This is a genomic window from Desulfopila sp. IMCC35008 (genome assembly GCF_010646885.2).
Lineage (GTDB): Bacteria > Desulfobacterota > Desulfobulbia > Desulfobulbales > Desulfocapsaceae > Desulfopila.
Map to the genome: position 1 here is coordinate 5176718 of NZ_CP050700.1, position 14360 is coordinate 5191077.

The following is a 14360-nucleotide window of genomic DNA, read 5'->3' on the forward strand; positions in this document are numbered from 1 at the left end:
ATAATGAACTGGTCATATTTGGTAGGGACAATTTCTCGCAATTCCGCGTCGTGACGGTTCCATTCGATCAAACTGTGATCGATCACTTCCTGCGGCCTCCAGCTCAGATCTGGTTGTTCTCCGTGGCGAGCAGAACAGCCAATATTTCAACTGGCTTCGACTTTTAGGACTAGAGCCTGATGAGGAATCAAAGCATAGCGTCGTAAACACAGCACCAGAAGCATTCACACTTATCCGGAGCAAAACAATGACAAAAGAACGTAAAAGCAACAAAGAAGGAAAGAAAAAAGCCGCCTTGACCCCAAAAGAGAAAAAGGCCGCCAAGAAGGCTAAAAAAGAAACAAATGTGAGTGTCCTTAAAAACGCGAACACTTGAAAATCTAGCCAACCGATAACACTCCCAAATGGCTCGCTACCTGTAGCAATTCACTCGGTGCCGGTTGACAATCCAATGCAAAAGGCAACGTAATAAACATGAATATTCTCCATATTTCGGATCTTCATTTCGGCCCTCGACATTGGCTCGGTGACGATGATGTCCTGTTAAAAAGGATCAACTCCTATGACGCAGATATCGTAATCAACACTGGTGACAATACAACAGACGGGCTTGAAGATGAATTTGCAAAAGCGGGCCAGTTTCTTAAAGCTATCAAATGTGAACACGTCATTTCTACCCTTGGCAATCATGATAAAAGAAATATGCGTTCACATGAGCTTTTCCGTAAATATATCTCTGATAGAGAAATTATCCGAATAGCTGAATCTGGTTCCACCCGTAAAAAGCACCTCTTTCTCAAACAAAACATCACCAGAGTTGATGACCATTTTACCGATGTCAATTTCGTTCAGCTAGTCCAGATAAATGGGATGAGGGTCCTGTTGATCAGTATAGATTCCAACGAACTATACTGTGATGACGGATTTGTGGAAAAAGAGGTGCTGAACGCGGTATCAGAAGCGATTAACCGAACCAGCCATGACCTGGCACTTTTGTTGACGCACTACTCGATATTGGGGACGGATGAATGTCCTTTGAAAAACTCGGCCGTTTTGATCGATTTTGTCCATAAGCATAAAATCGAGTTCGCCTTCTGCGGTCATACGCATGATCTTGAATTAATGCAAACTACGGACCTGTATCAGGGCCACTCTTTTAACCATTTCATGTGCGGTACTCTTTCATCAAGCAATATCGAAAACAATGACAACATGTTCCTCTACTATAAAAATCTTGGAATGGACAATATGAACCTCATTCTCATCAGGATTCATCTCAAGAATGGTCAAATGCATTTTACAGAGGAAACAGTTTTTTAATTCCATCACCAACTGACAGAAAAAAAGCATACTCCCTCAAAACCTTAACAAACAAATCACAAAGTATACTCTGAGACAGCTGAGAAAACACACTGGTTCAGAGAGGAAAATATTCTTTTGAAATGACCTCCGCACGTACTGCGGACCTTTCTTAAGCAGAACAAAAGTCAAACGACACTATAATGGCATCATCAAATTTCGAAAAAGAAAAACAGACCTTCCTTGATTACGTCAATGACAATATCGAGTTACTACGCAACGCCGAATCATCCTTTTCTACACTTATACAATCACTCCTGGCAACCTCTTCAGAATTGTCGGTTTCCACGGTCACATCACGTCTAAAAGGCCGCAAAGAAAGCATTAAAAAGTTTTCAGGGAAGTACCAGTCAAAACTTGAGAAAGGAAAAAAAGCATATGAGATAAAAGATTATATCACCGACCTGATAGGTGTTCGGATCATCTGCCTGTATGAAAAAAACATTCAGGAAGTTGGAGATATTCTTCGGGACAACCTCTGCTTAATTGATTCCACCGATAAATCCCAGCTCATTGAGCAGACAGAAAACACCTTTGGGTACAAAGGGCTGCATCTTGACATGAAGCTTGATGAGGCACGAGAAGCAATGCCTGAATACAGTAGATATAAAGACATCGTCTTCGAGGTTCAGATACGAACCATTATACAGGATGCATGGTCCGTTCTTGATCATAAAATTAAATATAAGAAATCGATTCCTCACGGGCTGAAAAGACGAATTAACAGCCTGGCTGCGCTTTTTGAAACAGCGGATCGTGAATTTTACAGTATTCAGGAAGAAACAGAGAAACTCGAGAAGATAATAAAGGAAGAATCAAAGAGTACGGATGCCGAAAATGAAGTGTTGAACGCATTCCATTTCGCTAAATTATCTGAGACTTATTTCCCTGGAGCCCGTTTGGCCTCACACAAGGTTGATGCCCTGGTCGACGAAATAGTGAAAATGAACCAGATTACCAATGGCTCTTTTGAAAAAATGGTCCGAGATAATATTGAAACAATAAAGGGGTACCAAGAGATCCTTGATGGAAAACATACCCTGACCCTCTATACCGTTATCCGACATATTTTGTATTTCTGCGACAAGTCTTCATTTGCGCATATCTTGTATGACAACCAACGGATTACTTTTGATAATTGGCTCAAGAACCAGGATTCGGCCAGTTGAACAGCGATCATTCTTTTCACGCCTTATCATCAACAAAAAGGGATTGTATGCCCCCGGTCCGAATTCGTTATCAAACTATTGAGATTGAGGATATTGATATCCATGTCAGAACGTTGTGGGATAGCCAGCAATATTCAGACCCGGACGGAATCGCATCAAGGCTCGGAATATCTTCTGCAACCTGGCCATTGTTTGGGGTTGTCTGGGGGTCTTCAGAAGTACTTGCACATCTCATGGTAAATCATAAGATTGAGGGGATTCGGATATTGGAAGTAGGTTGTGGTATTGGTCTTGCCAGCCTTGTTCTTAATCATCGTTTGGCGGATATTACATCTACTGATTACCACCCTGAAGTACAATCATTTCTTCAAGAAAACACCCAACTCAACAACGGACCGGATATTCCGTTCATACGTACTGCTTGGGCTGATACCAATACCAGTCTTGGGACATTTGATCTCATTAGAGGAAGCGATCTCTTGTATGAAAGAGACCATGCCGCTGATTTGTCGCATTTTATTGGCCAGCACTCCAAAACAAACTGCGAAGTGATAATCGTTGATCCAGGAAGAGGACAATCTGCAAGTTTTAGTAAAAATATGAATAAGTTCGGTTATACCATTAGCAAAACGCAAGTCTGTAGTGACATTTTAAGGAAAGGGGTAAGTGGGAAAATTCTACATTATCACCGCTAGGAGTGTGTCGGAGAATTGCCATTTTGGTCCACTTCCTTTCATGACACTAAACAGTTCTTTTTCTTCCAGCTCAATCGCTGGAAGATTCATTCTTTATTGTGCCTGCCATGCCTGACGAGTTTCCCGATGCCCCCACCGATGGGTATTGTCCACTGGTCTTCAAACTCTGCCTCCCAGTTGGCGGTGATAATAGGGGAGGTATTGAGGTACCAGCCTCCTTCCAGGTTGTAGTTTACAAAATATTGAAAGAGGAATTTTTTGACATCATTTGCGTCACTTTCCCCTGCAAAGGACCAGGTGTTTTGAATGAGAAAACCTGTCACCCAGTTACCCGGCACTATGAGGGCCACCAGAGCTGGGCCTGCCGACCATTTGTCACTGGCGTACCGGTCTTCCGTGGCTGTAGGGAGGTTCAATGCGCCACCGATGCCCCAGATCCACGACCCGGAGCTTTTCGGGCTGAAGTAGGCGGTATAGGTGATATCGGCAAGGCCAAAGGCGCTGCCGGTAGGGAGCTCAGTGAATGACCCGTTGCCCACGTCCAACGACGAATCAAGCAGCAGATCCTTATCCTGCCCTTCAGAATAAACTGCAGGGATGATGAATCTGTTGATCAGGTTCCAGTTTCCCAGATCAACGGGATAGACTGGTTTCCAGGTCAGGGCATAAGCGGTTGAGTCCGATGGCCCCAAACCGAAATAGAAATTGTTCTCGAAGGGCGAGCTGATGGGAGAAAAGGTCGACCAAAATGTGGTAATGGTCTACAGGCCGGGGGATGAAATCGACTGCAGTTAGGAACCGGGATTCAATGTGATAACCTATTCGGTTTCGAACAATTATTCGAAGAATACTGCCAGACTATAGGGTTGCATAAGCTGCTTAAAACAATTAATCATCAGAAAACTTTTTCTATCAGTCTTTTGGGAAAAAAGGCAATCCTTGGGATAATAGCACAAATGAATCTCGCTGCCGCTCAAACTCGTGATGCATTTGAAACGGACTCAATCCTGAACATTATTGATTTTGAAATTCTTCACCGGCTCATACAATTAATTGCTAAATCTGTCGGAATTACAACCGATTAGTGTTCGAGATCTCTGTGCAGTAGCAGGGGTCAGTGAGCCTACACTGCAATATCTGTTTCAGTGGAAATATGGTATTACTCCAATGGCTTATCTTAAAAGGGTGAGGCTCAATGATGTCCGTAAGGTATTATATCGTGAAATTCCGGGCAAACTAAAAATCGCTGATATTGCCAACCGAAGAGGTTTTTGGCATATGGGACAGTTTGCCAAAGACTACCACCAACTGTTCGGGGAACTTCCTTCAGATACTTTACGAAAAATCTGACTGATCAGCTGTATCTATAATAGAGCATCAAAGATTCGTACTGGCAGCACTAAAGGCCCTTGATATTCTAACATTATCTTCAATGATGTTAGTAGGATTGGCGGTTAAATTTTGAGATTATTTGGTTTGCAATTAACTCCACAATTTACTTACTATAAGATGGCATCGATACCATATTTCAGGGCTGTAAAGACGATGATACACGCCAACATCCCTTTAATGACTTTTGCCGGGACATGTTTTTGACATTTGGCACCGAGGTACATGCCAACCATACCACCTAACCCAAAAAGTATTCCAAGCAACCAGTCGGGGGCAACTGACATACTCGGATAAAATGGTGCTATTATTTGATAGAAGACAACGCCAGCGACTGAAGTCACAAAGGTTCCCATCAGGGAAGCTCCTGCAATTGTATATATCGGCAATCTGAAAAATGTCACAAAAAATGGGGCTATTATTGCGCCACCACCTATACCGTAAATCCCTCCGACAGCACCAACGATCAAGCTGAGCGAGAAAACTCCCCAGGTCGATACATCAAACTGTTCATCATAGAAAGTATACCCGAACCGGCGGCAATTGAAGTGAGTTAAACGAACAGCAGATGAACCTTGAGGATCTGAATACGTTGCTATCTTTTTTTCTACCCGACACCGCTTTACTATTTCCTGAAATCTTTTTTCGCTCTGGGCTTTGGCTTGTGTTCCACTGTTTTTTCCAAGCAGATCATTGATCATCTTAATGCCGATGTAGAGCAATACGGTAGCAGCAAATACCTTAAACTGTTCAGGATCTGGTAAATATTTAACACGTACGATGGCCCCCAAAAGAACACCGGGCAAGGTTCCGGCAATCACTATCCAGGTGAGGGGCCAAATCATCCTGCATTCTTTCCAATATTGATAGACCCCGCTGGGAATAGCTACAATGTTGAATAATTGATTCGTGGCACTAACAGAAGGCGTGGTATAGCCAAGAAATGACATTTGAAAAGGGAGTAGCAGGAAAGCTCCCGATACTCCCCCCATGGAAGTGAAAAAGGAGATAACGAAGGCAACAAGTGGGGGAACCCAGAGAGCTACTTCTATTCCAGCAGTTAGGAACAACATGCTTTCTTCCTTCGATAAAAAGTATGCATTTTGGCCACAAAAAAGATCATATCTATTCTTGAAATAGCCAAACTCAGCATCACTGTCAATACCTATTTTATGTTAAGATAAGCTGTAAAATTTTGGGCTAAGGCGCCCAGGATTTTTCCGGAACACTTTTGACGGCACCTGAACTTTCTAAGGGTAAGAGATGGTCACTGGCAAGGTTGAGTTAAAAATGATTTTCAGAAGATTAGCTTATTCCTGCATCCCACCACAATCGCCGCATCCTTGGCGAACTTCATTTACCAGACAGGGTAAAACCAATTTTCACATATTAATCTTACGATGCTGCAAACAACTTCGTCCTGCCCGTCCCAATATTAGAGATATGACTGCATGGAACTACTCCAAGATCGTTCAGGTCTACATACGATTGCGGTTGGAAAGTTCTATACGAGTACTAAAAACATTGCCTGGCATGTTCATTCAGCGCATAAGGAAGGAAGGGAAAACAGTTTCTGTCAAGCCAACTTCAAGAAACGGGGCAACTCTCCACTCATCTATTGTTATTCATTTCCCTGGAAAAACAAATCATCAAAGGTGGTTTGTCATGACGTTATAAATACCATATGCAAATTTTTTTACATGATGGACCCAACATTCATCTTGCGTTAACGTCAAATTCATGGCTTTTGTTAACCATCATACTGGAGGAAACAAATGGATAACTGGCAAAAGACAGGTTGTGTGTTGTGTGCCCAAAATTGCGGCTTGCTTGTTCAGGTTTCGGATAACAGGATTATCAAGGTAAAGGGCGACCCGGAAAATCCGAGAAGTAAGGGATACCTCTGCCGCAAGGGTGCCAATATAGCCAATTTTCAGCACCATGCGGATCGCATCACCACACCTCTGAAAAAAACCGATCAGGGTTTTATAGAAATCAGCTGGGAGCAGGCCTACAGCGAGATTGGTGACAAGCTGCGTACCATAAGAGATACGTATGGGTCGCAGAGCCTCGCGTTTATAGGGGCAGGCGGCCAGGGATCACACTTTGAAGCTGCATTTGCCGCATCCATGCTCCAAGGGCTTGGTTCCAGATATCATTACTCAGCATTGGCACAGGAGCTGACCGGGTACTTCTGGTGTTGCGGCAGAATGATCGGCAGACAAAACAGGTTTGTCATTCCCGATGAACACCAGGCGGATATGCTCCTGGCAATTGGCTGGAACGGTATGGTCTCCCACCAGATGCCACGAGCTCCACTCACCCTTAAAGAGTTTGCCGAAAATCCCGGCAAGCTCCTGGTCGTCATTGATCCGAGAAAATCAGAAACAGCACGTGTTGCCAACATCCACCTGGCCATTACTCCAGGCTCCGATGCCCTTCTGGCCCGGGCAATGATCGCAATCATCTTTACAGAAGGCTGGGAAGACCATGAATATCTGGGCCAGAACACAACAGGCCTTGCAAACATTCGAGGCTGGTTTGAAACTTTTGATATCCACAAGGCTCTGGCCGTCTGTCAGGTGGATTACGTCCAGGTGAAGGATCTTTGCCGAGAATTAAGCACACGTAAGTGGTGCATGCATACGGATCTGGGTGTTCTCATGAACCGGCATAGCACCCTGACGAGTTATCTCTACCTGTTACTTGCGGCCGTATGCGGAAGACTGTGCATGCCCGGCGGCAATGTTGTCCCCGGCAATGTAGTGCCACTGGGGAGCCACAGCGATGAACGGCGGAAAAGAACCTGGCGGACAAAAGAGACCGATTTTCCGGAAATCATGGGCTACTTCCCGCCAAACGTCTTCCCGGAAGAGGTACTCTCCAACCATCCCGAACGATTGCGGGCCGCGATAGTCAGTTCATCCAACCCTCTCCGGTCATTTGCGGACACCACTGCATGGGAAGAGGCGTTTAATAAACTTGATTTAACTGTCACTATAGATATCTCCATGACAGAGACAGCGGAGTTGTCGGATTATGTACTCCCGGCCAGATCTCCTTACGAATCGTATGACGGATCCTTTTTCTCCTGGAACTATCCCGAAATATATTTTCAGTTCCGCCAACCGATTATTCAGCCAGCCGCAAAAACCAAAGAGACAGGGTTGATCATCGCCGAAATTGCAGATGCGGTTGGCCTTGTCCCAGAGCTTCCCGATTTCCTTTACAGCGCTGCGAAAAAAGACCGCATGACCTTTACCATGGCGCTTCTCACCTATATTCAAAAGAATCCAAAATATCGCAGAAGCATACCCCACATCATTGCCAAAGCGCGCGCTGGTCACACAGAGTCAAACAACCTCGACACACTCTGGGGCCTCCTTCTTGCCTCACCGGGTACGTTTAGAAAAAATGCAGCCCGGGCTGGCTTCCCACCCCCGAAGAGCCTGAAAGCAGCCACTGACATTGCAAAGTGGCCGAAGATAGTGAAGGCAACCCTGGCCTATAGGTCCCTGGTTCCTCTTGCGGCTCTTACTCCCCAGATAGCTCAGTCAGAAAAACTGTTTACCACAATACTGAAGAGCAAATCGGGGCTCTGGATCGGTATGACTGATGAAAACAATATGAAAGAGCTGCGAACCAAGGATGGAAAAATTCAGCTGTATATTGAAGAAATGGAAGAGTGGCTGGCCGAGATAACGCCTGAGACTGAAGAAAAGGCCCTGGGATCGGATACCAGCTATCCACTCATCCTTAACGCGGGAAGACATTCTCCGCAAAACGCCAACAGCCTGATGCGAAAGCCGGATTGGAACAAGGGCCGACGTACTTGCACCCTGGCCATGAACCCTGCCGACGCCGAGCAACTTGATCTCTCCGACGGCGAGTTTGTGATGATAATCACAGAAGCGACATCTGAGAGAATCGAGCTGGAGTTATCTGAAGATGTTCGTAAGGGGCAGGTGCTTATTCCCCATGGTTTTGGTCTGAAATACGATGGTAGAACTTATGGCATTGCAGTCAACAGGCTGACCAAAAATACACACAGGGATCGGTTGGCGGCGACCCCGATTCATAGATATGTACCTTGCCGGGTGGAAAAAGCGGAGTAAGGTGGTAGTATCTGCCACACGTTACCAATAATGCACAGGAGTACGAGATGAGTAATGTCTATAAAAAACTTGCAGGTCACCTCGACAACCTGCCGGGCGGCTACCCTTCGACGGAGAGTGGTGTTGAACTGAGAATCCTCCGCCGTATGTTTACAGAACAGGAAGCCGATATCGCGCTGAACTTGACCATGAAACCGGAAACGGTCGCCGCCGTTGCCGAGCGGACCAATTTCCCGGCCGAAAAACTTGCAGGAAGCCTGGAAGAGATGGCCCAAAAGGGGCTCATCTTCCGAAGCTACAAAAACGATACGGTGATGTACTCCGCCGCCATGTTTGTGGTAGGTATATGGGAATATCACCTCAACGACCTCGACCCGGAACTGGTCAGGGACGTGAACGAATATCTGCCGCATATAATGGATGAGGTATGGACCAAAACAGAGACCAAACACATGCGGGTTGTGCCGGTCTCCAAATCGATCGTCCAGGACATTGAAATCGCCTCCTATGAAGATGCAGAAGAACTTATCCGGGCTCAGTCGAAAATAACGGTCCAGCCCTGCATCTGCAGAAAAGAGCACGAGGTTGTCGGCGAACCGTGCAAATATCCGACGGACGTCTGTTTTGCCTTTGGTGCGGCTGCCTATTATTACGAAGAGAACAAACTCGGCCGGGCTATCGAAATAGATGAGGCACTGGCAATACTGGAAACCGGCAGGGAGGCCGGGCTTGTCATCCAGCCCGGTAATGCCCAGAAATCCTCCAACATCTGCATGTGCTGCGGCTGCTGCTGCCAGATACTCAAGAACATGAAAAAGCTGGCAAAGCCCGCTGAAGAAGTACACAGCAACTATTATGCGGTGATAAACGAAGAAGAGTGCGTAGCCTGCGGTTTGTGTGAGGAGCGATGCCATATGGATGCCATTACGATGAATGATGCGGCAGTTGTCAACCTTGACCGCTGTATAGGATGTGGGGTGTGTATTCCAGTCTGTGACACAGACGCCATTCAGCTGGCGGCCAAAGACTCTTCAGATCGATATATACCACCCAAACTTACCTACCATGCCTACCTGAAGATGGCCAAAGAGCGGGGCAAACTTTGATTGGCTCATACACACCCACCGTTAGATAAAAAACCATGCATGAACTACCGGTTACAGAAAAAATCCTCGCTATCGCCCTCAAACATGCAGAGAAGAATGAAGCCAAAAAAATTCATTCCATCACCTTGCGGGTCGGCGGCCTGACCGACCTGCAGGACAAGTGGCTGCAGCATTATTTTGATTATCTCAGTAAAGGTACTATCGCCAGTGAGGCAAAACTCATTATCATACCCGAGGGAATCCGGCTTCGGTGCGGCGAATGCAAGACCCTCATCGAGACGGCAAAACGGGATCTGCAGGATCAGAATTGTCCCCACTGCGGTGCTACAGAGGGTTTCTCAATTCTTTCCGGTCGAGAATACTATATAGAGGAGATGACAGCTCAATGAAGGATGCAGTAAAGCTCATTAAGGTAAAAGAAGACATCCAGGCGGATAATGATCTGTTAGCCCGGCGTCTGCGAGAATCATTACGGGAGCGAAAAACATTTCTTATTAACCTGATGTCCTCGCCCGGTGCAGGTAAAACGAGTTTGTTGCTGCAAACCACCACGCATTTGAGAGATACCTTTCAGATGGCGGTCATCGAAGCGGATATTGACTCCTCTGTCGATGCAGAGCGTATTGCGGACTCCGGCATCACGGCAATCCAACTGCAAACCGACGGTTTTTGTCATCTTGACGTGCCAATGGTGCAGCAGGGATTACGTAACCTGGATGTAGACAGTCTCGATCTGATTTTCATAGAAAATGTCGGCAACCTTGTCTGTCCTGCAGAGTTTGATACCGGCGCCGCTCTCGATGTCATGATTCTCAGTGTGCCGGAAGGTGACGATAAGCCACTGAAATACCCACTGATGTTTTCCAAATGTCACGCCCTGATCATCAACAAGACCGATTATCTTGAAACACCATTAACAGATTTTGACCTGGAACTGCTTGAGAAAAGGGTGAGAAAGCTCAATAAAGATATTGAGATATTCCCGCTCTCTGCCAGGACCGGAGCAGGAATCAAAGCCTGGAACAACTGGTTATCCAGGAAAGTCTCCGAACATAATTCCTGAGCCCTTTTCCAGTAGAATATTTAGCATTTCGGAGTCTGGTTCCTCGCATACCGGAAGATAAAGAGGGACAAATAAGTAGATTCTCCTTAGAAATAGATAACCGACTGTAATTGCAAGCATACCTTCCTTGTATCTGGTATAATATGTAGAAGTTCAACGACATATACCTCAAAAGGCTTGCACATGATTCGATATACGAGCAGTAAGCAACTCAGTTTGGATGGATTCAGCCTCCCCTTTGGTGGTTCGCTGAATCCGCAAAACCGGTGGGTGAAATGGAGCGAAGTTATCCCATGGGATGACCTGGCTACATGCTATTACAAGACTATGAATCCGGGAAAGGGGCGACCTGGTAAAGATGCGCGACTGGTGATAGGGGCAATGATCATCAAACATAAGCTGACTCTGAGTGACGAGGAGACGGTTATGCAGATCCAGGAAAACCCGTACCTCCAGTACTTTGTAGGCTTCAGCAGTTATGTGGATAAGCCACCGTTTGCGGCCAGCTTGTTTGTAGATATCCGAAAACGGATGGGGTCTGAAGTGTTTGCCGGATTTGAACAAGTTATCCTCGAAAAGATAGGTAAGCCCCGTCGTACAGGAAAAGCGAAAGAGGAAAATCGAGGGAAACTGCTTCTCGATGCCACAGTTGCGGAGCAGGCGATTCGTTACCCGACCGATCTGAGCTTACTCAATGAGGCTCGCGAGATTTCCGAGAAGCTGATCGATGAACTGTATGCTCTGAGTGACTACACTAAGAAGCCGAGGACCTATCGCCGTAAAGCGAGAAAACAGTATCTGAAGATTGCCAAAAACAAAAAGCCAAGCGTGAAGGTTCGCCGTCGCGCGCTGCGTGAGCAATTGCAGTACCTGAGGCGAAACTTAAAGCACATATCGTCCCTGCTTGACTCTTTGGGAAGCGCTCCTTTTCCCTTACCGCATGGCCTGCAACGGCAATACTGGATCATTCAGCATTTGTATTCGCAGCAGGACGGAATGTACAGAAACCGGCAAAACAGGTGTGATGACAGAATCGTATCCATATCTCAACCCCATGTTCGTCCGATAGTGCGCGGCAAGGCAAGCAAGAAAACTGAATTCGGCGCCAAGATCAGTGTCAGTATGAAAGACGGCCTGGCGTTTGTTGACCATATCGGTTGGGATGCGTTCAATGAGAGTAAGGATTTGAAAAAGCAGGTGGAGGATTATCGACAGCGGTTTGGTCATTACCCAGAGGTTGTTCTGGCTGATCAGTTATATGGCTCGCGAGATAACCGAAAGTACCTCAAGGAAAAAGGAATTCGCTTTGGCGGTAAAGCACTTGGCCGTCCCCCAAAGCAATCGGCAGAGAATACAGAAAAGATTCGAAAAATGAAGCAACAGCGAATCCAGGACAGTCGGGAACGAATCCCGATTGAAGGTAAGTTCGGGCAAGGTAAAAACGGCTACCGACTCAACTATATCCGAGCCAAGCTGCAAAAGACCTCAGAAGCATGGATCAACTGTATCTTCTTGGTGATGAACCTCATGGTTCTGCTCAAGAAGTTGAGTAAAAATCTTGCGCTATCGTTGTTGGCTCTACTTTTCAGACTCTGTACCAAGGTTTTAGCTGTTGCTTTCGGCAATTTCTCCATGCGGATCACTGCCGGGCTCGTTGCCGCGTAATATGGACGGTGTTTTTCTGAGGAGGCTCTAAGTACTTTTTCAAGGCAGCTTTACGGGTGGGTTTACAACTTATGAGGAGAGATTGACAACAAAGACCCATCCGAAGTGAACCTGTCTCTCTTTGTCATGATGTGATTTCAATCTTGACTTGTCTACGGCCAAATTCCAAGGCTCCTTGTAGATCCATCTTAAAGTAGATATCCATATTGCCTGTACCATTGTACCTGCTGTTCATACGATCCTTTACCTCACATTCTCCAAATCCATCCACTACGACTTTTGTTCCGAATTCGAAATCATTACTCGCAACCACACAGCCATCATATTCACAGATATTCGTTCCATCCGCACTTATACACGGAGAACTGTCTGTTTCTTCAACCCGTGACGTATAAGCGGACATTTCAACTATTATCTCTTCCACAGTCGAGAGAGATGATGAATTCTCCTCGCTGAAAAAGGGCACAGGTGAAGGAGTAATTGCCTTGCTGCTCCCCTCGCTGTTTTCAATAACCATGTGGTCCTGAACACCCCATTTCCGATACTCAGTTTGTGGTTCAATGAATATTCCTGAGTTGCCATACCAAAGAGACACTCCACACAATAGTATTGTAACCTGTAGTGATATAATACTATTTATCTGATTTCTGATCTTCTTCTGCATTTCCTTCGTTTTGTATTGTCAATTATGATAACGCTCTCCTTTCCACCATACTGACCTCACATTGCCAGACTCTCTTATCTCGTTGAGGGATTTCCCTAAAATTCACAGCTATTCAAAAATTTATTGGCTATCGACCATCAAGGGGACCTACACCCATCGAAATCGCCACCCAACAGCTTTAACAGAATATTTTATTGTGAACGGATTATATGAAAACTGGCTCTGGCAAGGTTGGTCTATCTCATAGTCGGGTCTAACACGCCGCTCTGGGGCAGGTGGAAAAATAATAAATTCGAAAGGGAATATAGCATCAGGAAGGAGGTTTGAGCCAGTAAGTATTTGGTAAAGTGTTCTTATTGAGGACTGGCAGATTATAATATGCGGTTCACAATGCGCATGACCTCATATAGCACACAACGGATACTTTGCTGGTGAGTTATGTCACCGTAACGAAAGTAGAGTCAGCCAGACCTGTCTTGCCGCAAATACCCTGGTAGCGTTATCGCTCTTTGGCAGGTTATACCATGCTAACCTTTACAACTGCCAGACAACCTTAAGGGCCGATATCATGAGCCGCTCAGCCGAGGAGAAACAGTATAAATAATTCTTTATCACTGCTGTCCAAGGGCCAGCTCATCTATCACCTCGGAATGAAACAAACAACTATGAATGAATACAATTGCGTAGGTTAATGAACAACAATCCCACGAACTCTATCAGGAGATCTTCTTAAACTTTTACGGAAGTGTGAGGCTCATGCACCGCTACTTGCCAGTGTTCATGGATATCACAGAGGGTAAACGGCATGAAATTGAATTGGCCAGAACACTCAAACTTCCAGGTCACCAATTTACCTTTCGTCAAGTAAATTATGTTGCCCCAGAGACAAGTAAGGAATATCAGGTCCTTACCAACTCAAAAAAGATAATGGCTTCTGAAGTTACAGCAATTTACAAAGAGGGCTGGCAGATCGAACTCTTTTTAAAATGGAATCAAACAAAACCTCAAGGTTAAAACTCTTCTTGGTACTTCACCCAAGACTGTACTCACTCAGTGGTGGATAGCACTGTGTGTATATTTACTGCTTGCCTCTTTTGTATTTTTATCAAAGTTCAGAGGATAGATTTCAGAGATC

The 14360-nt window shown here is 45.5% G+C and carries 14 protein-coding genes; 11 read left to right on the plus strand and 3 right to left on the minus strand.

What is annotated here, in order from left to right; genetic code table 11:
- Window positions 1–247: 247 nt before the first annotated feature.
- The 4 genes from GA520_RS22150 to GA520_RS22165 all read left to right on the plus strand — a co-directional run bounded on the left by GA520_RS22150 (window position 248) and on the right by GA520_RS22165 (window position 3223).
- The gene (locus GA520_RS22150; RefSeq protein ID WP_255494461.1) at window positions 248–376 is read left to right on the plus strand and encodes a hypothetical protein; all 129 of its coding nucleotides are present in this window, start codon (window positions 248–250) and stop codon (window positions 374–376) included.
- A gap of 98 nt (window positions 377–474) precedes the next feature.
- Window positions 475–1320, plus strand: a complete 846-nt coding sequence (locus GA520_RS22155) for a metallophosphoesterase (RefSeq protein ID WP_163340699.1) — start codon at window positions 475–477, stop codon at window positions 1318–1320.
- Between the two features lie 182 nt (window positions 1321–1502).
- The gene (locus tag GA520_RS22160; protein WP_163340701.1) at window positions 1503–2528 is read left to right on the plus strand and encodes a GTP pyrophosphokinase family protein; all 1026 of its coding nucleotides are present in this window, start codon (window positions 1503–1505) and stop codon (window positions 2526–2528) included.
- 47 nt (window positions 2529–2575) lie between these two features.
- Window positions 2576–3223, plus strand: a complete 648-nt coding sequence (locus GA520_RS22165) for a methyltransferase domain-containing protein (protein ID WP_163340725.1) — start codon at window positions 2576–2578, stop codon at window positions 3221–3223.
- Window positions 3224–3309: 86 nt separating this feature from the next.
- Here the strand turns inward: GA520_RS22165 and GA520_RS22170 are convergent, their stop codons facing one another.
- Window positions 3310–3915 (minus strand): transporter, encoded by a 606-nt coding sequence (locus GA520_RS22170; RefSeq protein ID WP_163340703.1) that lies wholly within the window; start codon window positions 3913–3915, stop codon window positions 3310–3312.
- 361 nt (window positions 3916–4276) lie between these two features.
- On the opposite strand from GA520_RS22170, the gene GA520_RS27330 reads away from it, so the two are divergent.
- Entirely contained in the window at window positions 4277–4573 is a 297-nt protein-coding gene (locus GA520_RS27330; protein WP_163340705.1) for a helix-turn-helix domain-containing protein, read from the plus strand.
- 152 nt (window positions 4574–4725) lie between these two features.
- Here GA520_RS27330 and GA520_RS22175 read toward each other — a convergent pair whose 3' ends face one another.
- Window positions 4726–5685, minus strand: coding sequence for a sulfite exporter TauE/SafE family protein (locus tag GA520_RS22175; RefSeq protein WP_163340707.1), 960 nt, complete (start codon window positions 5683–5685; stop codon window positions 4726–4728).
- A gap of 702 nt (window positions 5686–6387) precedes the next feature.
- On the opposite strand from GA520_RS22175, the gene GA520_RS22180 reads away from it, so the two are divergent.
- From GA520_RS22180 to GA520_RS22200, 5 genes are all read left to right on the plus strand, one after another.
- A complete protein-coding gene (locus GA520_RS22180; RefSeq protein ID WP_163340709.1) occupies window positions 6388–8727 on the plus strand; it encodes a molybdopterin-dependent oxidoreductase in 2340 nt (779 codons plus the stop codon).
- A gap of 47 nt (window positions 8728–8774) precedes the next feature.
- The gene (locus tag GA520_RS22185; protein ID WP_163340711.1) at window positions 8775–9833 is read left to right on the plus strand and encodes an ATP-binding protein; all 1059 of its coding nucleotides are present in this window, start codon (window positions 8775–8777) and stop codon (window positions 9831–9833) included.
- A 35-nt stretch (window positions 9834–9868) separates the two neighbouring features.
- Window positions 9869–10222, plus strand: a complete 354-nt coding sequence (locus GA520_RS22190) for a hydrogenase maturation nickel metallochaperone HypA (protein ID WP_163340713.1) — start codon at window positions 9869–9871, stop codon at window positions 10220–10222.
- Window positions 10219–10896, plus strand: a complete 678-nt coding sequence (gene hypB / locus GA520_RS22195; protein ID WP_163340715.1) for a hydrogenase nickel incorporation protein HypB — start codon at window positions 10219–10221, stop codon at window positions 10894–10896. Before GA520_RS22190 ends, hypB begins: the two co-directional genes overlap by 4 nt.
- Window positions 10897–11079: 183 nt before the next feature.
- Window positions 11080–12561: an IS5 family transposase gene (locus GA520_RS22200; protein ID WP_370362722.1), complete on the plus strand. Its 1482-nt coding sequence runs from the start codon at window positions 11080–11082 to the stop codon at window positions 12559–12561.
- 124 nt (window positions 12562–12685) lie between these two features.
- Here GA520_RS22200 and GA520_RS22205 read toward each other — a convergent pair whose 3' ends face one another.
- Window positions 12686–13225, minus strand: a complete 540-nt coding sequence (locus tag GA520_RS22205) for a 3D domain-containing protein (RefSeq protein WP_163335615.1) — start codon at window positions 13223–13225, stop codon at window positions 12686–12688.
- Between the two features lie 780 nt (window positions 13226–14005).
- On the opposite strand from GA520_RS22205, the gene GA520_RS22210 reads away from it, so the two are divergent.
- Window positions 14006–14239 carry a hypothetical protein gene (locus tag GA520_RS22210; RefSeq protein ID WP_163335616.1) on the plus strand — a complete coding sequence of 78 codons (234 nt, stop codon included), beginning with the start codon at window positions 14006–14008 and terminating at the stop codon, window positions 14237–14239.
- The last annotated feature ends 121 nt before the right edge of the window (window positions 14240–14360 follow it).